At 59.4% G+C, this 22895-nt stretch carries 18 protein-coding genes; 9 read left to right on the forward strand and 9 right to left on the reverse strand.

The features are described from left to right. Positions 1-45: 45 nt before the first annotated feature. Positions 46-483, forward strand: coding sequence for a universal stress protein UspA (gene uspA / locus AFK67_RS19625; protein WP_004388310.1), 438 nt, complete (start codon positions 46-48; stop codon positions 481-483). Positions 484-556: 73 nt separating this feature from the next. On the opposite strand, the gene rsmJ is transcribed toward uspA, so the two are convergent. After that, positions 557-1309, reverse strand: coding sequence for a 16S rRNA (guanine(1516)-N(2))-methyltransferase RsmJ (gene rsmJ, locus AFK67_RS19630; RefSeq protein WP_007730691.1), 753 nt, complete (start codon positions 1307-1309; stop codon positions 557-559). A gap of 8 nt (positions 1310-1317) precedes the next feature. Continuing rightward, positions 1318-3360, reverse strand: coding sequence for an oligopeptidase A (prlC, locus tag AFK67_RS19635; protein ID WP_007730693.1), 2043 nt, complete (start codon positions 3358-3360; stop codon positions 1318-1320). A gap of 193 nt (positions 3361-3553) precedes the next feature. Between prlC and AFK67_RS19640 the strand changes: the two genes are divergently transcribed. Then, positions 3554-4396 (forward strand): 23S rRNA (adenine(2030)-N(6))-methyltransferase RlmJ, encoded by an 843-nt coding sequence (locus AFK67_RS19640; RefSeq protein WP_007730696.1) that lies wholly within the window; start codon positions 3554-3556, stop codon positions 4394-4396. Between the two features lie 74 nt (positions 4397-4470). Further along, complete coding sequence (gorA, locus tag AFK67_RS19645) at positions 4471-5823, forward strand: glutathione-disulfide reductase (RefSeq protein WP_007730699.1); 1353 nt, start codon at positions 4471-4473, stop codon at positions 5821-5823. A 65-nt stretch (positions 5824-5888) separates the two neighbouring features. Here the strand turns inward: gorA and AFK67_RS19650 are convergent, their stop codons facing one another. Continuing rightward, complete coding sequence (locus AFK67_RS19650) at positions 5889-7493, reverse strand: STY4199 family HEPN domain-containing protein (RefSeq protein ID WP_007730702.1); 1605 nt, start codon at positions 7491-7493, stop codon at positions 5889-5891. A gap of 270 nt (positions 7494-7763) precedes the next feature. Between AFK67_RS19650 and AFK67_RS19655 the strand changes: the two genes are divergently transcribed. After that, a complete protein-coding gene (locus tag AFK67_RS19655; protein WP_007730706.1) occupies positions 7764-8336 on the forward strand; it encodes a GNAT family N-acetyltransferase in 573 nt (190 codons plus the stop codon). A 197-nt stretch (positions 8337-8533) separates the two neighbouring features. After that, positions 8534-8932, forward strand: coding sequence for a YdeI family stress tolerance OB fold protein (locus tag AFK67_RS19660; RefSeq protein WP_007730710.1), 399 nt, complete (start codon positions 8534-8536; stop codon positions 8930-8932). 43 nt (positions 8933-8975) lie between these two features. On the opposite strand, the gene AFK67_RS19665 is transcribed toward AFK67_RS19660, so the two are convergent. Continuing rightward, positions 8976-9734, reverse strand: coding sequence for an SDR family NAD(P)-dependent oxidoreductase (locus tag AFK67_RS19665; protein WP_007724129.1), 759 nt, complete (start codon positions 9732-9734; stop codon positions 8976-8978). Positions 9735-9852: 118 nt separating this feature from the next. On the opposite strand from AFK67_RS19665, the gene AFK67_RS19670 reads away from it, so the two are divergent. The 3 genes from AFK67_RS19670 (at position 9853) to AFK67_RS19680 (ending at position 13442) form a co-directional block, all read left to right on the forward strand. Continuing rightward, positions 9853-10752, forward strand: coding sequence for a LysR family transcriptional regulator (locus tag AFK67_RS19670; protein ID WP_007724127.1), 900 nt, complete (start codon positions 9853-9855; stop codon positions 10750-10752). A gap of 52 nt (positions 10753-10804) precedes the next feature. Next, entirely contained in the window at positions 10805-11839 is a 1035-nt protein-coding gene (gene yhjD, locus AFK67_RS19675; protein WP_038884677.1) for an inner membrane protein YhjD, read from the forward strand. A gap of 274 nt (positions 11840-12113) precedes the next feature. Beyond that, positions 12114-13442, forward strand: coding sequence for an MFS transporter (locus AFK67_RS19680; RefSeq protein WP_007753640.1), 1329 nt, complete (start codon positions 12114-12116; stop codon positions 13440-13442). 173 nt (positions 13443-13615) lie between these two features. On the opposite strand, the gene AFK67_RS19685 is transcribed toward AFK67_RS19680, so the two are convergent. Then, positions 13616-15673, reverse strand: a complete 2058-nt coding sequence (locus AFK67_RS19685) for an AsmA family protein (protein WP_007724121.1) — start codon at positions 15671-15673, stop codon at positions 13616-13618. A gap of 64 nt (positions 15674-15737) precedes the next feature. Continuing rightward, positions 15738-16511 carry a cyclic-guanylate-specific phosphodiesterase gene (pdeH, locus tag AFK67_RS19690; protein WP_007724119.1) on the reverse strand — a complete coding sequence of 258 codons (774 nt, stop codon included), beginning with the start codon at positions 16509-16511 and terminating at the stop codon, positions 15738-15740. 232 nt (positions 16512-16743) lie between these two features. Between pdeH and kdgK the strand changes: the two genes are divergently transcribed. Continuing rightward, on the forward strand, positions 16744-17676 hold the full coding sequence (gene kdgK / locus AFK67_RS19695) for a 2-dehydro-3-deoxygluconokinase (protein ID WP_007724117.1): 933 nt from the start codon (positions 16744-16746) through the stop codon (positions 17674-17676). Between the two features lie 106 nt (positions 17677-17782). On the opposite strand, the gene AFK67_RS19700 is transcribed toward kdgK, so the two are convergent. The 3 genes from AFK67_RS19700 to AFK67_RS19710 all read right to left on the reverse strand — a co-directional run bounded on the left by AFK67_RS19700 (position 17783) and on the right by AFK67_RS19710 (position 22885). Continuing rightward, positions 17783-19261: a M16 family metallopeptidase gene (locus AFK67_RS19700; protein WP_007724113.1), complete on the reverse strand. Its 1479-nt coding sequence runs from the start codon at positions 19259-19261 to the stop codon at positions 17783-17785. Positions 19262-19459: 198 nt separating this feature from the next. Next, on the reverse strand, positions 19460-20746 hold the full coding sequence (locus tag AFK67_RS19705; RefSeq protein ID WP_007724109.1) for a dicarboxylate/amino acid:cation symporter: 1287 nt from the start codon (positions 20744-20746) through the stop codon (positions 19460-19462). Between the two features lie 180 nt (positions 20747-20926). Next, a complete protein-coding gene (locus tag AFK67_RS19710) occupies positions 20927-22885 on the reverse strand; it encodes a sensor domain-containing phosphodiesterase (protein ID WP_032967333.1) in 1959 nt (652 codons plus the stop codon). Between the last annotated feature and the right edge of the window lie 10 nt (positions 22886-22895).

The following is a 22895-nucleotide window of genomic DNA, read 5'->3' on the forward strand; positions in this document are numbered from 1 at the left end:
CATCCAGTCCACTGGTCATCGACATCTTATGGAAGGAGTAACACTATGGCTTACAAACATATTCTCATCGCGGTCGATCTGTCTCCTGAAAGCAAAGTGCTGGTAGATAAAGCGGTATCTATGGCGCGTCCCTATAACGCGAAGATTTCCCTGATTCATGTCGATGTGAATTATTCCGACCTCTACACCGGGTTAATTGACGTTAACCTGGGCGATATGCAAAAGCGTATCTCCGAAGAAACGCACCATGCGCTGACCGAGCTTTCCACCAACGCAGGCTATCCGATCACCGAAACCCTGAGCGGCAGCGGCGATCTGGGCCAGGTGCTGGTCGACGCCATCAAGAAATATGATGTGGATCTGGTGGTATGCGGTCACCATCAGGATTTCTGGAGCAAGCTGATGTCTTCTGCGCGCCAGCTTATCAACACCGTTCATATCGATATGTTGATTGTTCCGCTGCGCGACGACGAAGAAGCGTAATGGCGATGGCGGGTGCGCGATGCTTACCCGCCCTACAATTTCCCTTTACGTGTGAGACGGCGGGCGCAGAGATTTACGCTGGCGTACCGGCGTAGATATCAAACCGGTGGCCTTTTGTGACCACGGCATTCGGGGTAGGAACGTCGCCAAGCGGCGGCGCGTAGTCGGGGCGTTTGACCACCACACGCTTCGTGGCGAGCGCGCGCGCAGGCGCCAGCAGCCCGTCGGCGTCGAGATCCGGCCCCACCAGCGACTGAAACACCCGCATCTCCTTTTTCACCAGCGCGCTCTTCTGCTTGTGCGGAAACATCGGGTCGAGGTACACCACCTCCGGGCGCGGCGTAATCTCATCCAGTGCTGTGAGGCTGGAGGCATGGATCAGCTGTAACCGCTCGCGCAGCCACGGCCCGATTTCCGCGTCCTGATAGCCGCGCGCCAGCCCGTCATCCAGCAGCGCCGCGACAACCGGGTTACGCTCCAGCATCCGCACATGGCAACCTACCGATGCCAGCACGAACGCATCGCGTCCAAGTCCCGCCGTCGCGTCCACCACCTGCGGCAGATAGCTGCCCTTCACGCCGACCGCTTTGGCCACCGCCTCGCCGCGACCGCCGCCGAATTTCCGCCGGTGCGCCATCGCGCCCTCGACGAAATCGACAAAAATCCCGCCAAGCTTCGGTTCGTCGCGCTTGCGCAGTTCAAGATGCGCAGGGGTCATCACCAGCGCCATCGGGTTATCGGCGTCGTGCGTCAGTCCCCAGCGGGCCGCCAGAACAGATAAGGCGCCGTCTCCGGCGCCTGTTTCATCAATCAGACAAATATTCACGCGTAAGGTCAGCCCTGAATGCCATAGTGTTCCAGCATCGCGTCGAGCTGCGGTTCGCGGCCACGGAAGCGTTTGAACAGCTCCATCGGCTCTTCGGAGCCGCCGCGCGTCAGGATGTTATCGAGGAACGACTGACCGGTATCGCGGTTGAAAATCCCCTCTTCTTCGAAGCGGGAATAGGCGTCCGCCGCCAGCACGTCGGCCCACAGATAGCTGTAGTAACCCGCCGCGTAGCCGCCCGCGAAAATATGGCTAAAGGCATGCGGGAAGCGGCCCCAGGTCGGGCCCGGCACCACGGCGACCTGCTTTTTGATCTCCGCGAGGGTTTCCAGCACTTTCGCGCCCTGCTCCGGGCTGAACTGCGCGTGCAGGCGGAAGTCGAACAGGCCGAACTCCAGCTGGCGCAGGATAAACATCGCCGCCTGATAGTTTTTCGCCGCCAGCATTTTATCCAGCAGCTCCTGCGGCAGCGGCTCGCCGGTTTCAAAATGACCGGAGATAAACGCCAGCGCGTCCGGCTCCCAGCACCAGTTTTCCATAAACTGGCTCGGCAGCTCGACCGCATCCCACGGCACGCCGCTGATGCCCGCGACCCCTGGGGTTTCGATGCGGGTCAGCATATGGTGCAGGCCGTGACCGAACTCATGGAACAGCGTGATCACTTCGTCATGGGTAAACAGCGCCGGTTTGCCGCTCACCGGGCGGTTAAAGTTACAGGTGAGGTACGCCACCGGTTTTTGCAGCGAGCCGTCCGCTTTACGCATCTGGCCGACGCAGTCATCCATCCACGCCCCGCCGCGCTTGTTTTCCCGTGCGTAGAGGTCAAGGTAGAAGCTGCCGCGCAGCTCGCCGCTCTCGTCATAAAGCTCGAAGAAGCGCACGTCCGGGTGCCAGACGTCGATATCTTTGCGCTCTTTAGCGCTGATGCCGTAAATGCGTTTAACCACTTCGAACAGGCCGTTAACGGCTTTGTTTTCCGGGAAATAGGGGCGCAGCTGTTCATCGCTAATGCTGTAGAGATGCTGCTTCTGTTTTTCGCTGTAATACGCGATATCCCAGGGTTGCAGCTCGTCGACGCTAAAATGTTCTTTTGCGTAGGCGCGCAGCTGGGCGAGCTCTTTTTCACCCTGCGGCCGGGCGCGTTTGGCCAGATCGGTTAAGAATTCCAGCACCTGCTGCGGGTTTTCCGCCATTTTGGTGGCGAGCGATTTTTCCGCGTAACTGTCAAAGCCCAGCAGTTGCGCCAGTTCGTGGCGCAGCGCCAGGATCTCTTCCATCACCGGCGTGTTATCCCATTTGCCAGCGTTCGGCCCCTGGTCGGAGGCGCGGGTGCTGTAGGCGCGGTACATCTCTTCACGCAACGCCTGGTTGTCGCAGTAGGTCATCACCGGCAGATAGCTTGGGATATCCAGCGTCAGCAGATAACCCTCTTGCTCTTTGGCTTCGGCCATGGCTTTAGCCGCCGCCAGCGCGCTTTCCGGCATGCCGGAGAGTTCAGACTCATCGGTCACGAGCTTCGTCCAGCCCTGCGTCGCGTCCAGCACGTTATTGCTGTAGAGCGAGCCCAGCTCGGAGAGACGCGCCGCGATTTCGCCGTAACGTTTCTGTTTGTCTTTCGGCAGACCGATGCCGGAAAGCTCGAAGTCGCGCAGCGCGTTATCGACCGCTTTTTTCTGGGCGGTGTCGAGTTTCGCGTAGTTGTCGCCGTCGCGTAAATCGCGATACGCCTGGTAAAGCCCTTCGTGCTGGCCCACCCAGGTGCTGTATTCAGAGAGCAGCGGCAGCGTCTGCTCATAGGCTTCGCGAAGCTCAGGGCTGTTTTTCACGGAATTCAGATGGCTTACCGGAGAGAAAATACGGCCCAGTCGGTCGTCGGTCTCCGCAAGCGGCTGGCAAAGCGATTCCCAGCTGTAAGGCGCGCCGCGGCTGACGACCGCCTCCACCTGCGCCCGGCACGCTTCCAGCGCTTTCGTCACGGCTGGCACCACGTGCTCGGGTTTAAGGGAGGAAAACGGCGGCAGTTCAAAAGGCGTCAGTAATGGATTGGTCATAAGCGCGTCCTGATTAGTGTTGGTTAAGCGCATCTTGCAGCGACAATGTCTTGTAGCATGGGGTTTAGTGTAGTTAATTTCAATGCCCCGCGCTGGGCTTTACCCGTTGAGCGCACGCATCCCGTAAGCGGTCACTTTCCGGTATACTGTTCAAAATCGATGTTCATTTACGCCTTTTGGAAACCCATCCCGCATGCTCAGTTATCGCCACAGCTTCCACGCCGGAAACCACGCCGACGTCCTCAAACACACCGTCCAGAGCCTGATCATTGAGTCGCTCAAAGAGAAGGACAAACCGTTTCTGTATCTGGACACCCATGCGGGCGCCGGGCGCTATCAGCTGAGCGGCGAGCACGCCGAGCGCACGGGCGAATATCTGGACGGCATCGCGCGTATCTGGCAGCGGGATGACCTGCCCGCCGAGCTTGAGCCCTACATCAGCGCGGTGTCGCATTTCAACCGCAGCGGCCAGTTGCGCTACTACCCTGGCTCACCGCTTATCGCGCGCCAGCTGCTGCGCCCGCAGGACAGCCTGCAACTCACCGAGCTGCACCCAAGCGACTTCCCACTGCTGCGCGGCGAATTTCAGAAAGACGACCGCGCCCGCGTTGAGCGCGCCGACGGCTATCAGCAGCTGAAATCCAAACTGCCGCCCGCCTCACGCCGCGGCCTGATCCTTATCGACCCGCCCTATGAAATCAAAACCGACTACCAGGCGGTGGTTCAGGGCATCAACGAAGGCTATAAGCGCTTTGCGACCGGCATTTACGCGCTCTGGTATCCGGTAGTGTTGCGTAATCAGATCAAGCGTATGCTGAATGACCTGGAAGCCACCGGCATCCGCCGTATTCTGCAAATCGAGCTGGCGGTGCGTCCTGACAGCGATCAGCGCGGCATGACCGCCTCCGGCATGATTGTTATCAACCCGCCGTGGAAGCTGGAGCAGCAGATGGCGAACGTTCTGCCTTGGCTGCATCAGGCGCTGGTGCCGGCGGGCATCGGCCACACCACGCTGAAGTGGGTCGTGCCGGAGTAATCGCAGCCATAGATGGACCCTTTTTCCGTCAGCACTACAATTGCGTTAATTCGAATCATTAAAAGGTAACAGCCATGACCAGACACTACGACTACCTCGCCATCGGCGGCGGCAGTGGCGGTATCGCTTCTGTCAACCGCGCCGCTATGTACGGCCAGAAATGCGCCCTGATTGAAGCCAAAGCGCTGGGCGGCACCTGCGTCAATGTCGGCTGCGTACCGAAAAAAATCATGTGGCACGCCGCGCAAATCGCCGAGGCTATCCACCTTTACGGCCCGGATTACGGCTTTGACACCACGGTGAACCATTTCGACTGGCAGAAGCTGGTGGCGAGCCGCACCGCCTATATCGACCGTATCCACACCTCATACGACAACGTGCTCGGCAAAAATAATGTCGATGTGATTCAGGGGTTCGCCCGCTTTGTGGACGCGCATACCGTTGAAGTGAACGGCGAGCGGATCACGGCCGATCATATCCTGATCGCGACCGGCGGTCGTCCGAGTCACCCGGATATTCCAGGCGCGGAATATGGCATCGATTCTGACGGATTCTTCGCGCTGTCGGCGATGCCGCAACGCGTGGCGGTGGTAGGCGCGGGGTATATCGCCGTTGAGCTTGCGGGCGTTATTAACGCGCTGGGCGCGCAAACGCACCTGTTCGTGCGCAAGCACGCGCCGCTGCGCACGTTCGATCCGATGCTTTCTGAAACGCTGGTGGAAGTGATGCAGGCCGAAGGCCCGCAGCTGCACACCCACGCGACGCCGACATCAGTGGTGAAAAACAGCGACGGTAGCCTGACGCTGACGCTGGAAGACGGGCGTGCTGAAACCGTGGACGCGCTGATCTGGGCGATTGGCCGCGAGCCGGAAACCGACAACTTCAACCTGTCGGCAACGGGCGTCAAAACCAACGAAAAAGGCTACATCATCGTTGATAAATACCAGAATACGAACGTGCCGGGGATTTATGCGGTGGGCGACAACACCGGCGCGGTCGAACTGACGCCGGTCGCGGTCGCCGCGGGCCGTCGTCTCTCCGAGCGTCTGTTTAACAACAAGCCGGATGAACATCTCGATTACAGCAATATTCCGACCGTGGTGTTCAGCCATCCGCCGATCGGCACCGTCGGGCTGACCGAGCCGCAGGCGCGCGAGCAGTATGGCGACGCGGAGGTCAAAATCTATAAGTCGTCGTTTACCGCGATGTACACCGCCGTCACCTCGCACCGCCAGCCGTGCCGTATGAAGCTGGTGTGCGTCGGGCCGGAGGAGAAAATCGTCGGCATCCACGGCATCGGTTTCGGTATGGACGAAATGCTGCAGGGCTTCGCGGTGGCGCTGAAGATGGGCGCGACCAAAAAAGACTTCGACAACACGGTCGCCATCCACCCGACAGCGGCGGAAGAATTTGTGACCATGCGTTAATCGCGAGTCTGCGTTGTACTAAAAATCAGGGGAGGCATCAGCCTCCCCTTTTTACTGCCCTGCGCTTAGCGGATCGTCTGGTAAATCGCCTCGCGGATTTTCACCCACTTTTTCGTCTCTTCGCCGGGGTTCGCCTGGGCGCGCAGCTGCGCCTGTTCAAGCTCATATTTCTGGCGCTGCACCACCACCGGCACAGTACAAAACGCCTGCAAATATTGCTTACGCATCGACGTCATCTTTTCGCCCTGCGACAGCGCGTGGCTGAGCGTCGTTATCATGCGCCGACACGGTTTAAGCTCATCCATCTGCAGGCGATAACGCAGCAGGGTTTCCAGCGTCGCTTCATGATTTTTGGCGAGCGCCTGCTCGGTCCAGGCCACCTTCCAGTTCATCCCGGCTTCTAAAAAGAGGCGCGTCACCACGGCGTCATCACGATCGATAGCGGCGCGCAGGTTCCCTTGATCCCAGGTAATGCCCATATTGCTGAGCTTATGGCGCGGGCTGTCGTCGCTATTTTCCGGCTCGGCGGCCATCGCGGTGGCGACCGGCATTGTCGCGTTACGCTCCGCCGCGGGCGGGTTGAGGGAATCGCTGGCGATAAACAACCCGCCGACCACCAGCGCGATAGCGCCGAGGCCCACCGCGCCCCACACCGCGCTCATCACCAGCTGGCGGGTCTCCTGCTTTTTGCCGTCCTGGCGTCGGCTCGGGCTTTCGATGGCGTCGCGCACGTCAAAAATATCGCCGCCGACCACGCTGTTTTTCTTCGCCGCATGGTCGAAAAACGTTTTCAGCTGCGCGTCGTCAGCTTTCATCAGCGCGGCAGGGTTAACGCGCGTGCGCCCCTCGCCGCAGGCTTTATGCAGCGGTGCGCTGATGGCGTTGAAATAGTTATCCAGCATCACTTCCTGCGCGCCGGAGAGCGGTTTGCCGAGCGCGGCGGTATTACGGATATCGCGGATGTCATCCAGCAGCGTTTGCAGGGTTTTACGCGGCTCGACGAACAGCGTCAGCGAGGTCGCGCCCTGGAAAAGCCGGTCGTAGTGGCGGGCGAAGAGTTTTTTGTCCACCACCAGCATCGCCAGCTCGCTGAACAGCATGCCGCTCAGCACGTCGCCCTTGTCGCCCATTTTCAGCCAGCGACGCACTTTATCGCCGCCGCACAGCTGCTTCAGCTCATTGACGCGCTGCTGTTCGTCGGGCCATGTTTCACGCACCATGCCGCGCAGCGTCAGATCCAGCGCGCGCAGCTGGCGCAGCGCTTCTCCCTGCTTCGCGTCTTTATTCACGTCCATATCGGTGGAGTAACCGAGCTTCGGCTGCTGGTTGCGCACCTTCTCAAGGCAGGTCACGAAGCGCAGCGCGGCGAGAAGCTGGTTCTCAGTCACATCCTGACCGCTCTCATATTGCGGCACCAGCTGCTGTAAATGACGCAGTTGCAGGGTGAACTGCGACATGTCGGCGTCGTTGAGGTTAAGGCGTCGGGCGACGGTCGCCCAGTTGCCGAGATTCAGGCGCGCCTGGTCGAGCTGTTGTAAAAACCACTGCGGATCTTTTCCTTCCGCGACGTTAACGCCTAGCAAAACCAGGATCTCAACCGACGCCTGACGAATCACCGTCAGCGCAGTTTCAAACGTTTCTCTTACCAGAGGCTGTGTGGAGCGGGCCATGTTGCATCCTTTTCACGCTCAACGCCCCGCAAAAAACGCGAACAGGGCGGGCGAAATTTCACTTAAGTATATTGTTATTTCTGAATTTTTTGTCTGCGCTGACAGGCAGTGAAACAACATAACCCAAAATGGCCGGAAAAAAAGCGACAGCGCGGTTTTCGCGTGAAAAATCGTCGTTTCCTGCCTGAATTAGCAGGGAACGGACGCGACGGGTGACAGCGGCGCGTTTTTCGGGCAAGACTGTTTTTCTATTCCCCCGACGGAGCCACTATGCACCCCGAGACGCCTTTTCATGACGCCCTGCTGACGTTCGGGTCAGCCAGCCTCAGTTACCGGCCCATTACGCCCGACGACTGGCCGTTCTTTTTAAGCCTGCAACGCGACGACAACGTCATGCGTTTTGTAACCGACCCGCGCACTGACGCGCAGCGAATGCAGGATTTCGCCGCGCGCCTGCCGCCCTGGACGCCGCAAAGCACCCGCTGGCTCTGTTTGCTGATCCGCGAGACGCACAGCGGTCTGCCGGTGGGCGTAACGGGGTTTGTGATGCGCGGCGACGGCATTGCGGAGGTCGGGTTTCTGCTCAGCAGCGCCTTTCAGGGGCGCGGCTATGGCTATGAGTCGCTGCGCGCGGTTTGTCGCTTAGCGTTTGAGACGTGCGGGCTGCGTCGGCTGGTCGCGACCGTGACCGGCGGCAATATCGCCTCGAAGAAAACGCTGGAGAAAGCCGGGTTTATCCAGGAAGGCACGCTGCGGGAGAGCTATTACCTCGGCGGGCGCTGGCACGACGACTGGCTGTTCGGCCTGCTGGCGCGCGACTATTTACCGGAAAGTGAATTCTGACGCAAAGGTGGGTGCGTTGCGCTTACCCACCCTAAACAAGACGAGATACGCCAGCTTCATTTTCGCAGTTTTCCAGGGTGGGTAAGCGAAGCGCACCCGCCGCCTGCCGCCTCACACGCCACCGCCCCTGAAAAGACGTTTTTGCTTCCTTGTGCCAGGCTTAAAGGACATTCACCTGAAACGACACAGGGAGACGTATGAAAAAAACAGTGATTATCGCAACGCTTTCCGCGTTACTGACGCTGCCTGCGCTGGCGGAAGAGAAAGGCGGTTTCAAAAACGATGAAGCGCCGCCGCCGCCGCACCAGCTAAAAGATGGCTATCGCGGCATCACGGACGCCCGCTCGATCGACGTGAAGCAGGCCAAAGAGATGCACGACGGCGGAACGGTGACGCTGCGTGGTTATCTGATCAAGAAAAAAGGCGACGATCTCTATCAGTTCCGCGATAAAGGCGGCGATATCGACGTCATGATCCCGCATGCGGTGTTCCAGGGCAAAGACGTCAGCCCGGATGAGCTGGTGGGGATTAGCGGCACGCTCGATAAAAAACAGAAGCCGTACCGCATCCGCGTGTCTCACTTCCAGAAAGAGTAGCCCGTCTGACGCCTTGCCCGGTCATGCCGGGCAAGGTCATCTTTTACAGGAACATCCCGCCGGAAACCTCAATACGCTGCGCGTTCGCCCAGCCAAGCTCATCACTAACAATCGCCGCCATCGCCGCGCCGATATCGTCCGGCAGGCCTACACGGCCAAGCGCCGTCTGCGAGGCGATAAAGCGATTAAGCTCGTCATTGTCGCGCACCTGCCCGCCGCCGAAGTCCGTTTCAATCGCGCCTGGCGCAATGATATTAACCGCAATCTTGCGGCTGCCCAGCTCTTTGGCCTGATAGCGGGTCAGCACTTCCATCGCGCCCTTCATCGACGCATAGGCGGAGTAGCCAGGCAGCGCGAAGCGTGTCAGCCCGCTCGACACATTCAGGATGCGCCCGCCGTCGTTAATCAGCGGCAACAGCTGCTGAGTCAGGAAGAACGGCCCTTTGAAGTGAATGTTCACTAACTCATCAAACTGCGCCTCGCTGAATTCGCTGAACGGCGCATAAATGCCGACACCCGCGTTGTTGATTAAATAATCAAACCGGTCGCGCTGCCAGGTCTGTTGCAGCTGCGCCTTAACCTGCTCTGCAAAGGCCGGGAAGCTGGCGCTATCGGCGACGTTTAGCGCAAGAGCCGCGGCTTTTCCGCCTTTTTGTTCAATTTCATGCACGACGGCATCGGCGTCCTCGCGTCGGCGCTGATACGTCAGCAGAACGCCAATTCCACGCTCTGCGAGCTTCAGCGCTGCGTTTTTACCGAGCCCGCGGCTGCCGCCAGTGATAATTGCGATACGTTGCGTCATAAATACCTCTTTTGGGTCAGGGTGGTCGTTGAGAAAAAGCTTATTAGCTGCTACAAAAACGATAAAGAGCGCCAGTTACGCTTCACTGTTCCATTGATAACAACAATGAGCCCAAACGATGGATAAAATTCACGCAATGCGTTTATTCGTGCGCGTGGCCGAGCTGGAGAGTTTTACCCGCGCCGCCGAAACCCTGAGCCTGCCGAAGGGCAGCGTTTCTCGCCAGATCCAGGCGCTGGAGAGCGCGCTTGGCACACGCCTGCTGCACCGCACCACGCGACGGGTGCATCTCACTCAGGACGGCCAGGTCTATTACGAGCGCGCCCGCGATCTGCTCGCCAACCTTGATGAACTCGACGGCCTGTTCCTGCACGATCCGGCGAGCGTCAGCGGGCGGCTGCGGGTCGACATGCCGGTGGCGGTGGCGCAAAACGTGGTGATCCCCCGCCTGCCGGAGTTCCTTCATCACTACCCCGGCATCGCGCTGGAGCTCAGCAGCAGCGACCGGCTGGTGGATGTGGTGCGTGAAGGCTTCGACTGCGTGGTGCGCGTCGGCCAGCTGAAGGACTCCGGGCTGGTGGCGAGGCCGCTTGGCAGACTGAGCCAGGTGAACTGCGCGAGCCCGGATTATCTGGCGCGCTTCGGCTGCCCGGAAACGCTCGACGATCTCGCCTCGCACGCGATGGTGCACTACACCCCGACGCTCGGCACCCGGCCTTTGGGCTTTGAAATCGGGCATGAGAGCGAAAGTGAGTGGATACAAACCGGCGGCGTGCTGACGGTGAACAGCACCGAAACCTATCAGGCCGCCTGCTTCGCCGGGCTGGGGATTATTCAGGTGCCGCGCATCGGCGTGCGCGAGGCGCTGCGCAGCGGAAAGCTGGTGGAAGTGCTACCGCAGTATCGCGCGGCCCCGATGCCGGTATCGCTTATTTACCCGCACCGGCGGCATCTGTCGCGCCGCGTGCATCTGTTTATGGAGTGGCTGGCGTCGGTGATGAAAAGTTACGTTGACTAGCGGCGGGCTATACTTTGAAGCAAGTTGTAAAAAATAAAAGGAATCAACGCTAATGACCACGCCGGAGCAGCCTGCAAAACGCCCGACTGAAGATTTGAAATATCAGCCTGTCCCGCAGCTGGACACCCGCCCGCAAGAGAAGAAAACCGACGACAAACCCGCAGAGGGCGTTATCGGCACGGTGAAAGAGAAAGTGGAACAAGTGGAGCGTCGTCCGGCGGTCGCCCATCTGCTCCGCGCTTTTGAGCGTTTTAACGAGCGCATGGGCAACCAGTTTGGGGCCGCCATTACCTATTTTTCGTTTTTATCGATGATCCCGGTGCTGATGGTGACTTTCGCGGTAGCGGGCTTTATCCTCGCCTCGCACCCGACGCTGCTGCAGGATCTCTTCAATAAAATCCTGCAAAGCGTGAGCGATCCGACGCTTGCCAAAACGCTCAGCAGCAGTATTAACGCGGCGGTGGAGCAGCGCACCACGGTCGGCATCGTCGGGTTCGCCGTCGCGCTCTATTCCGGCGTTAACTGGATGGGCTATCTGCGCGAGGCGATCCGCGCCCAGTTTCGTGACGACTGGGAACGCGGCGCCGTTGAGGATAAAGAAAAGTTCTGGGTGAAGTACCTGCGCGATTTTATCTCGCTGATTGGGCTGCTGGTGGCGCTGGCCATTACGATGTCGATTACGTCCGTGGCGGGCTCGGCGCAGGAAACCATCATTCGCCTGCTGCATCTGGACGCCATCGGCTGGCTGAAGCCGGTCTGGCATCTGATTGGCCTTGCCGTCTCCTTCTGCGCTAACTATTTGCTGTTCTTTTGGATCTTCTGGCGTCTGCCGCGCCATCGCCCGCGTAAAAAAGCGCTGCTGCGTGGCACCGTGATCGCCGCTATCGGCTTTGAGGTTATCAAAATCATCATGACCTACACTCTGCCGTCGCTGGTGAAATCGCCGTCCGGCGCGGCATTCGGCTCGGTGCTGGGGCTGATGGCGTTCTTCTACTTCTTTGCGCGCCTGACGCTGTTCTGCTCCGCCTGGATTGCCACCGCGCAGTATAAAGATGACCCGGAAATGCCCGGACAAAACCCCGCCTGACCCCGCCGTGCGGGCTGAGAAAAACGCATTTTTTCAGCCCGCCGCCTCCCTTTCAGAATAAAAATCCAGGGTGTAACTTTTATTTAACCTAAAACTAGTTTTATCGACTGAATATGAAAATCTGTGAAGCATTTCATAGAAGATAATTAGCTGGCGCTAAAACTATCCGCTTTTTGCCGGTTTTTTGCGCGCTTTCGCGGGCGGCGCTGAATTGAAATGTCGTTTTTGCTGTGGCTAATATTGGGGTTCGACGACACTAAAATAAGAAAATTCTATGCAAGCATCCATCGCGACTCACATCGACAACGAACAAGACGCCGCGCCCGTTAACTCGCGCAGTAAGGTCGTCATCGCCTCGCTCATCGGCACCGCCATTGAGTTTTTTGATTTCTACATTTACGCCACCGCGGCGGTGATTGTCTTCCCGCACATTTTCTTCCCGCAGGGTGACCCGACCGCCGCGACGCTACAGTCGCTGGCGACGTTCGCTATCGCCTTCGTGGCGCGCCCTATCGGCTCGGCTGTGTTCGGCCACTTCGGCGACCGCGTGGGCCGCAAGGTCACGCTCGTGGCCTCGCTCCTGACGATGGGCATTTCGACGGTATTGATTGGCCTGCTGCCGGGCTATGAATCCATCGGCATTATGGCGCCGCTGCTGCTGGCGCTGGCGCGCTTCGGTCAGGGGCTGGGCCTCGGCGGCGAATGGGGCGGCGCGGCGCTGCTCGCGACCGAAAATGCGCCTGCGCATAAACGTGCGCTGTATGGCTCCTTCCCGCAGCTTGGCGCGCCGATCGGCTTCTTCTTCGCCAACGGCACCTTCCTGCTGCTCTCCTGGCTGCTGACCGACGAGCAGTTTATGAGCTGGGGCTGGCGCGTGCCGTTTATCTTCTCCGCCGTACTGGTGCTGATTGGGCTGTATGTACGCGTGTCGCTGCATGAAACGCCGGTGTTTGCCAAAATCGCCAAAGCGAAGAAGCAGGTGAAAGTACCGCTCGGCACGCTGCTGACCAAACATGTGCGCGTGACCGTTCTCGGCACGTTCATTATGCTCGCCACCTATACGCTGTTTTACATCATGACGGTCTATTCGATGACCTTCAGCACCACGCCAGCCGCGCAGGGCGGCCTCGGTTTCCCGCGCAACGACGTGCTGTGGATGCTGATGATGGCGGTGATCGGCTTTGGCCTGATGGTGCCGGTGGCGGGCCTGCTGGCTGACCGTTTCGGCCGCCGTAAGAGCATGATTGTCATTACGACGCTTATCCTGCTGTTTGCGCTGTTTGTGTTCCCGCCGCTGCTGGGTTCAGGCAGCCAGACGATGGTGATGGCGTATCTGCTGATCGGCCTGAGCCTGATGGGCCTGACGTTCGGCCCGATGGGCGCGCTGCTGCCGGAGCTGTTCCCGACCGAGGTGCGTTACACCGGCGCGTCGTTCTCTTATAACGTGTCGTCGATTCTCGGCGCGTCGGTAGCGCCGTATATCGCCACCTGGTTACAGGCGAATTACGGGCTGTTCTACGTCGGGATTTATCTCGCGGCCATGGCGGCGCTGACGCTGATTGCGCTGATCGCCACTAAAGAAACGCGCGACCAGTCGCTGTGATGGGCTGCGCGTAAAGAAAAAGGCTGCCTGCGGGCAGCCTTTTTTGTTTGTTACGTTCATCCCACCTTCGTGATCCCGCGTCGGTAACGCAGGTGAAAGAAGAATAAGCCTGACGGTTTATGATTGAATGCCATGCTAAACGCAGCCGCAGGGTACGACTACGTTGAGATGCATCATTTCTTCATCTGCCCCAGGATGGCGCTGCACTGGTTCTCGCTGCCCTCGGACGGCGAAATCAGCGCCAGCAGCGCCGCGGCAGGCGTCACCAGCGTCGCAAGGGCGGCCGCGACCGCGCCACGGGCGATGAGTGGCCCAGGCTTCACGCCGTAATCCGGGTCTTTAAAGGTGCCGCGCACGTAGAGCGGCGATCGCAGCGTCACGATGCGCACCCCTTTGCTTTCCGGGTTGATGGTCAGATCCAGCCGCTCGTCGGCGAAACTGGTGGTGCCGGTGATGTTAATCAGCGCGTTTTCGGTGTCGAAGGCGAAGATTTCCGGGCGCGCCACGCCGTTGGTCAGGTTCAGGTTCGCCGCCGCGCAGTTCACCCGCACTTCGTCATCGCCGAAAATCTGCCCGACAATAAAGTTACCGACGTTAAGGCCCAGAATTTCCATCAGGTTGCGGCTGATAACCCCGTCATTCATCAGCAGTTTGAGGTTGCCGTCGCTGGTGCCGAGCAGCGCGGCGACGGAATTACCGGTGCCGCGCAGCTTCGCATCGCCGTTGAGTTCGCCGAGCGTGCGCTGCATCAGCTCCACATTCGGCATCAGCTCTTTAAGCTTCAGGCGGCGCGCCTGGATCTCCGCGGCGCCCTGCATCGGCTTTTTATCGCCGTCGAGGTGAATCCTGGCGTCAATCGTGCCGCCCGCCATGCCGAATTTCAGCGGCTTGAGGCGCAAATCGCCGTTGGCGAGCAGAATATGGGTGGTGAGATCGCTAATCGGCAGGCGCGTACTGTGTTCGATACGACGGCCTTTAAAGCGCACATCGGCATCCATCACGTCCCATTTGTCGGTTTCAAAGGTGTCGTGCGGCAGCACTTTGTCGCCAGGCTGCGCGGGTTTTTCGCCTTTTTTCTGCTCGGCGTTTTTACTTTTCTCAGCACCCGCGCCGGAATCAACGCCGATCAGCGGGCCAAGATCGGCAAGCCTGAGCTGGCGCGACTCCAGATCCCCTTCCAGTTTCGGGCGCGGTTTACGCTGGCTGTAGGTCAGCGAGCCGTGGATATCGCTCTCGCCAATGCGCCCGTTAAAGCCGCGATAGTCATAAACCGAGCCTTTTTCGCTGTCGATTTTCGCGACCAGGCGGCCATCGGTTTCAAACGGCGGCGTATCGGGCAGCAGTACGCCGGTCAGCTCGTAGAGATCGCCCAGCGAATTGCCTGCGAATTTGAGCTGCAGATTAACGCCGCCCATGTTCATCGGGTCGTTAACCGTACCAACGAACGCCACGCGGGTATCGCCGGAGCGCAGATCCGCCTGTACCGGGAACGGCGTGCCTTCGCTTTTCAGCGCCAGCATGCCGCCGATTTTCCCGCTGCCGCGCAGCGGCTGATCGTTATACGTGCCGCGCGCCTTCAGCCCGAACACATAATCGCCGACTTTATCGCCGTCTTTTTTCTCTTTCTCGCCGGTGACTTCGTTAAACGGCAGCGGCTTGCCGAGCGGATCGATAAGGATTTCGACATCGGCGCGGCTGACCTTATCGTCAACACGCAACCGGCCCTGATCGAACAGAATATTATCGAGACGGAATGACCAGGAGGACGGCTGCTGCGCTTCTTCACCGTCGCCCTTTTTCATGTCGAAGGTCCAGTTATTGGTTTTTTCCGACAGGCGAATTAACTGCGCGTCCGGCTTCTGAAATTTAATCCACGGGAGATAAACCGTTTTGGTGAGCAGCGCCAGCGGGGCGAGGGTCGCCTCCACGCGCGGCAGGTGGATCATAGTCACCTGCGCAATCTCGGGCGGGTTGCCGAGCACGACATCTTCCGCATGCACGTGCGGCCAGGGTACCCAGCTTCGCCAGCCGGGCTCGTCTTTATTACGCTCCCATACCATGCCCAGATCGCCACGTATGGCAAAGGGGCGGTTTAGCTCCGTGGAGACCTTCTGGTTGATGGTCGGCTTAAGCCGATTCCAGTCAAACGTCGCGATAATGACGATCGCGACCACGACCAGCAACAAGAAAACCCCTGCTACCACGCTGATTATTTTGGTTGTTTTTGTCATCCTCACACCTCGTCCTGATGATGTCTGCCTTCACTAAAGATAGTGCAGGACAGCGCAAAGCTCATCAGGAGAGTCTGAGTAATACCTTTTCCAGCGTTTCGAAGGGCACCGGACGCGAGAGAAAATAGCCCTGCGCCGCCAGCGCAGGCGAATCCTGCACATCCTGCCACTCTTCGAGCGTCTCCACGCCTTCAACGATCACGCCTTCGCAGTAGCGATTCATCAGGTGCAGCAGCATGGTGAACAGGTTGCGGCCTTCGCTGCTCTGACGCAGCATGATGAACAGTTCACGCGCCACTTTAATGTAGTCGTAACGCACTTCGCTCAGCGCGGAGAAGTTCGCCATGCCCGTCCCGAAATCATCCAGCCACAGCGGGCCGAATTCGCAGAAGCTCGCGAACGTCGAGTTTTGCGGCAGGTTAATATGCTCCACCAGTTCAAAACGCACCCACGGCAGCGCTTCGGTCATGGCGCGGATAGTCGGCATGTCGCGCATCGCCATCAGCGTCGGGCCATCGACGTTAACGGACGCGAGAATGTTATTTTCCGTGAAAAACGGCGCGCGCGAGGCGAGCACCTGTAACTGCTCTTCAATCACGTCCACGCGATAGCGTACCGGCAGCCCGGCGAAATAGCGGTCTGGCGCGATGCGGCGCGTCGGCTCGCTCGGGTGCGTGACAATCGTCAGCAACTCCACCGCCAGCAGGCGCCCGTCAGTCCTGTAGATAGGCTGATAGGTATAGGTACGCTCGCACTGCAGCCAGTAGCGCCGCTCGTGCAGGCTTTCGACACTCGCCGACGGCAGCGCCAGCCGGTGAGTGACCTGTTTTAAATTCATCGTCATTGGTCCTGTTATGTGATGGCTTAGCGGGACTCGTCCTGGAATTATCGGCGCTACGGTTGAGAACTTTATGCACAGTTGTCCGACCCGCAGGTTTATAAGGAATAACGCTTTTCGTCGGGAATAGGGGTGCAGCTCAAAAAATACTGGAACAGCGTTTTAAAACGTTTGACTGCGCGATCGCGGCGGCACACACTAACGTCCATCTTCTCGTTTTCAGGTGAGCACTATGTCAGAGCAAAAGATTGCCGTGATTGGCGAATGCATGATTGAACTGTCGGAGAAAGGCACGCAGGTAAACCGCGGCTTTGGCGGCGATACGCTGAATACCTCGGTCTATATCGCCCGTCAGGTGAACCCGCAGGCGCTCTCGGTGCATTACGTTACCGCGCTTGGCAAAGACCCCTTTAGCCAGCAGATGCTCGACGCCTGGCAGGCCGAAAACGTGAAAACCGATCTCACCCAGCGCATGGACAACCGTCTGCCGGGGCTGTACTACATCGAAACCGACGCGCGTGGCGAGCGCACGTTCTGGTACTGGCGCAACGAAGCCGCCGCCCGTTTCTGGCTGGAGAGCGACGAGGCCGACGCCATTTGCGCGCAGCTGGCGCAGTTTGATTATCTCTACCTGAGCGGCATCAGCCTGGCGATTTTAAGCCCGCAGAGCCGCGAGAAACTCCTCGGTCTGCTGCGCGCCTGCCGCGCCAACGGCGGCCAGGTGATTTTCGACAATAACTATCGCCCGCGCCTGTGGGCGAGCCGTGAAGAGACGCAGCAGGTTTATCAGCAAATGCTCGCCTGCACCGATATCGCCTTCCTGACGCTCGATGACGAAGATGCCCTGTGGGGCGAAAAGCCTGTCGACGATGTGATTGCGCGCACCCAGGCGGCAGGCGTGCGTGAAGTGGTGATTAAGCGCGGGGCAGAATCATGCCTGGTCGCCGTGGCGGGTGAGGCGTTGTGCGAAGTGCCAGCGGTGAAACTGCCGAAAGAAAAAGTGCTCGACACCACCGCGGCAGGCGACTCGTTCAGCGCCGGTTATCTGGCGGTGCGCCTGACGGGCGGCAGCGCCGAAGCGGCGGCGCAACGCGGCCATTTGACTGCCAGCACCGTGATTCAGTATCGCGGGGCAATCATCCCGCGCGAGGCGATGCCGCAGTAATTCGCCCGCGTGACGCCGCCCGGCCCGCGAGCCGGGCTTTTTTTGTCTCGCGCACGCATAAAAAAACCCGGCGCCAGGCGTCGGGTTTTTATCATCACCGTAATGCTTAATGGGCGGGCGGAATGTCGGTGACATCCGTGCGCGCGTCATCCTGCGCAGGCGGCGGCGTCACGGGTGTCATAATGCGATCCCAGGTCTCCTTGAGCGCCTTGACGCTGTACTCTTCTTCGCCCTTCGGTTGCAGCAGGATAAGCGCCATTTCCTGTGACAGCTGCTGGCGTAAATCCTGATTCAGCTCGGCGGCGGTCAGGTTGTTGAGGAAGGCCTGGCGCAGGTTCTGATACTGCTCCGGCGCGATATCCACCACCTGATTTTGCAGCGAGCGCATCCGCTGGTTAATGAGCACATCGGTATCGGTGCGCGCATAGGTCGCGAACAGCTTTTGCAGCTCCAGTTTTTTCTGGGCGATCAGCGCGTTGAACTCATCCACCGACAGACCTTTTTCGCGCACGTTCGCCAGCTCCCGGGCGATCAGCGCCAGGTTGCTGTCGAGCTTGTCGTTCGGCGATTCCAGGTTAATGGCGCACTGGGCGCGCTGGAACAGCACGCGGCAGTCAAAGCCGATGCCGATATCTTTGATATTGTTTTTGCTTAAGTTCTGCTGCACGTGCCAGAACAGCGCCTCGCGCGCCAGGTCTGCGCGCCAGTAGCGTTGCAGCGCGGCGGATTCGCGAATCGGCTGCCAGGGGTTATCCCACATAATCGAGAGACGATCCTGGCGTACGCTGTCGGTCATGATAGCCACCGGATCGCGACGCAGCGGCGAGAGCGTCGGCACAGGCGCTGGCGTGTCGCGTTTGCCTTTCAGCTCGCCGAAGGCTTTGTTGATCTGCTCCGCCACCGCGCGGCTGTCGACGTTGCCGACCACGATAAGCGTCATGGCGTCCGGGGTGTACCACTTCTTGTAGTAGGCTTCGAGTTGCTTCGCATCCACCGGCTGTTTCAAATCGACCGACGGGTCGTGGCCCAGCAGCGTGGAGCCTTTCAGGCGGTGACGCCACCAGCCATCCTGCGTATCGGGCCAGGTGGCGACCATATCCTGCGTCTGCAGCGCTTTGGTGACGCTTTCCGGCGTAATGACGACGCGGCCTGCGGTATCGGAGAGATAGGTCAGCGCTTCTTTGAGCAGGTCGTTACGGTTATTCGGCAGGCTCAGGTTAAACAGCGTGTAGTCATAAGAGACCATCACCGGCGGCATCGGGCGCTTCGGGTCGATGCTCTGCTGCCAGAGCGAGCGCGCCTGCACGGCCTGAAGGCTGCCGCTCTGGGTCAGCGCCAGACGCGGCAGAAAACGCGTATAGCCGCTTTGTTGGGTGTTTTCGGCAAGCGACCCGGCGTTAACGGTCAGGCGAACTTCAATGCGATCGCTCGGACGCTGCGGCGTGGAGAGAATTTGCCACTGAAAGCCGTTGCTCAACGTGCCCTGTTGCCAGGCCGGGTCGGGCTGGAGCGGTTCTGCCTGCACGAGGCTGGCGGCCGCGATCAGTATGCCGCCAGCGATAAGTCGAATTCTTGTGCCCTGCATGTATACCCCTGATCAACATTCCTGGTTAAAAACAGTCAAATGACGACAAAAGCTGCTGCGGCCTGCCGCCAAAGATAGCGCTTAAACTTTTCGTTAGACCGCAAAAATGCGGAAATGTCGCGCAATAGAGGGAAATAAACGTTAATTATGCGCAGGCACCCGCCGCCAGAGCAAGCGGCGGCGGGCTAAAGAGTGAGATCAGGAGGAGATTTGCGGCGATTTAGAGCCAGAATTCTTGTTATTCAGGGTTTCACGCAGCTGATTTTCATCAAGCTCTTTGACCCATTTCGCGACCACCACGGTTGCCACGCCGTTGCCCACCAGGTTGGTTAACGCGCGCGCTTCAGACATAAAGCGGTCGATGCCGAGGATCAGCGCAAGCCCCGCCACAGGCAGGTGGCCGACCGCAGAAATCGTGGCTGCCAGCACGATAAAGCCGCTGCCCGTCACGCCCGCCGCGCCTTTCGACGAGAGCAACAAGACCACCAGCAGCGTTATTTGATGGAAAATATCCATATGGCTGTTGGTCGCCTGGGCGATGAACACCGCCGCCATCGTCAGGTAAATCGATGTGCCGTCGAGGTTAAACGAGTAGCCGGTCGGGATAACCAGCCCCACCACCGATTTGCGGCAGCCGAGCTTTTCCATCTTGTCGAGCATACGCGGCAGCGCCGACTCCGACGACGACGTTCCGAGCACGATCAGCAGCTCTTCTTTGATATAGCGGATGAACTTGAAGATGTTAAAGCCGGTGGCGCGCGCGATGCTGCCCAGCACGACGACCACGAACAGGATACAGGTGATGTAGAAGCAGATGATCAGCTGGCCGAGCTGTACCAGCGTGCCGACGCCATATTTACCGATGGTAAACGCCATCGCGCCGAACGCCCCGATAGGCGCAAGACGCATGATCATATTGATGATGCCGAAAATCACCTGCGAGAAGCTTTCGATGACGTTGAAAATCAGCTGGCCGTTGCGGCCCAGACGGTGCAGCGCGAAGCCGAACAGCACGGCGAACAGCAGCACCTGGAGAATATTACCGCTGGCGAACGCGCCGATAACGCTTGAGGGGATCACATCCAGCAGGAAGGCGACAACGCCCTGCTGCTGCGCCTGCTCGGCATAGACCGCGACGGCTTTGGCGTCGAGGGTGGCGGGGTCGACGTTCATCCCGGCGCCCGGCTGCACCAGGTTAACGATAATCAGGCCGATAATCAGCGCCACAGTACTGACAATTTCAAAATAGAGTAGCGCGACCGCGCCCGTGCGCCCCACCGCCTTCATGCTTTCCATACCCGCAATGCCGGTCACGACGGTGCAGAAAATTACCGGCGCGATAATCATTTTAATCAGCTTTACGAAGCCGTCGCCGAGCGGTTTCATCTGCGCGCCCAGCTCCGGGTAGAAGTGACCGAGCAAGATCCCGATCGCTATCGCGGTCAGCACCTGAAAATAAAGGCTCTTGAAGATAGAGAGTTTCATAGGGGTGTCCTTGAAGGTAATAACCACAGGAATTGTGTGTGAAAATCCCGCCTGTAGCGCTAAAAGTAACACCCGTAAAACATGTCAGATATATCGAAGCATCAAATTGGAAACATAAATGTTAAATTTTAAGAGCTGAAACGCGTCAGCTCCGTCACACTTACACCCTTTGCAGCGGCATTACGGTTTTGCGAGCCAGGCGTCTTCAAAGGCGGCGGGCGTCGCCGCTTTGCCGAACAAAAAGCCCTGACCCACCGTCACGCCCGCGTTCAACAGCCAGTCGCGCTGCGCCTCGTTCTGAATGCCTTCCGCCACCAGTTCGAGGTTGAGGTTTTTCGCCATGCTGATAATGGCCGACACCACGCTGTTATCGTCCGGCAGCGCATCAACAAAGCTCTTGTCGATTTTCAGGCTGTCGACCGGCAGCGCTTTCATCTGCTGAAGCTGGCTTAAGCTCGCATAGCCCGTACCGAAATCATCCAGCGCGATGCGCACGCCCGCCTCGCGCAGCGGGCGCAGAATGGCGATGGCCGCGCCGGTATCTGCGATGCGCTGGCTTTCCGTCATCTCAAGGGTCAGCGTACCGGGCGCGATGGCGTAACGCGTCAGGCGTTGCAGCATCGTCTGCACCAGATCGCGGTTTAAGAGCTGGAGCGACGAGACATTGACCGACAGCGGCAGCGTAATGCCGTGCGCCTGCCAGCGCGCCAGCAGCTGGCACGCTTCTTCCAGCACCCAGTCGCCAACGGTGACGATAAGCCCGCTCGACTCGATATTCTCGATAAGCCCGGCGGGCAGCGTCCAGTCGCCATCCGGCTGGCGCTCGCGCAGCAGCGCCTCCGCGCCGACAATCTCGCCGGTGCGCATATCTACCTGTGGTTGCAGCCAGACGGCATACTGGCGGCGCGCCAGCGCATTCTGAATGGCGCTTACCTGTGCGTTTTCCGCGTTTTCGCCGAAGAACGCGACCTGATTGACGCCGCGGCGCCGTGCATCGAGCGCGGCGGACACCGCGCTCTGGTAAAGCGCTGAGGCATTCTGGCGACCATCGAACATCGCCACGCCGATGCTGGCTGCGCCCGCGTGGGCGTCGGTAGGCGCCTCCAGCGGCTCCTGAAGCGCGGCCAGCAGCTGTTGCGTCAGCGTGACCGCATGCTCCGGCGTCTTCACGCCGTGGGCGATAATCGCGAAATCGTCCTGGCTAACCTGCGTCAGCACCATGCGCGGCGTCAGCGCCGAGCGCAGCTTCTCGACGCGCGCCAGCGCCAGCGCGTCGCGCTGCGTGTCGTCCACGTCGGACAGCGGTTCGCAGGCCACATACAGCAGCGCAGTCGCGCCGCCCGTCGCCACGGCGTGCTCCAGCAGCGCCATCAGCAGCGCCTGGTTGGGCAGGCCGGTCTTCGGGAAGCGCGTGGCGCGGGAGCGCGCCTCGTCAAACTGACGCGCCAGTGCCTGCTGGTTGCGGTTGTAGCTGCGCACCAGCATGCCGATTTCATCGTCCTGATGCAGACGCGGAATGGCGAGCTGATGATGCGCCAGTTCGTGCGCGTCGAGCGCGTTCAGCGTACGTGTGATGTCGCGCAGCGGATGCAGGATCAGCCGGTTAATGCACCAGGTGATGGCCACAGAGAGGATCAGCGCCAGCAGCAGGAATGTCGTCAGCAGCGTCGAGATGGCGTTAATGATAAAACGGTACATGCGCCAGGAGTCGGCCTGGAGTACCAGATACGCCAGCGGCTGCGGATTAGCGGGCCGCTCCAGCGAATAGAGCGGCAGGCTTATCTGCACCGGCAGCTCAAAAACACGGGCCAGCGTCACCGGAATGGGACGTTCGGGCATAAAGCGCATGCGCAACGCCTGGAACTGATTGGGCAACACCACGTCGGCGCGGCTTATCACGCCTGCGGGTTTGATGTCGCGAAGGATAGCCTCCGCCTCCGGGATATTCGCCTTCAGGATCGCGGCGGAAAGCGGCTGGCGCACCGAGCGGGCGATGCTCTCCATCTGCATGGCGGTGTGGTAGCGGTGCGACTGCACGAAATGAAACAGCAAAACGACGCTGAAAATAAAAAGAAAAAAGACGGAAACGGCCGAAACCATCGCCATCTGTTTAATCGTTAGGGAACGACTGACTCGCAACTTGATTCTC

Origin of the sequence: Cronobacter dublinensis subsp. dublinensis LMG 23823, assembly GCF_001277235.1 — a bacterium.
GTDB classification, from domain to species: domain Bacteria; phylum Pseudomonadota; class Gammaproteobacteria; order Enterobacterales; family Enterobacteriaceae; genus Cronobacter; species Cronobacter dublinensis.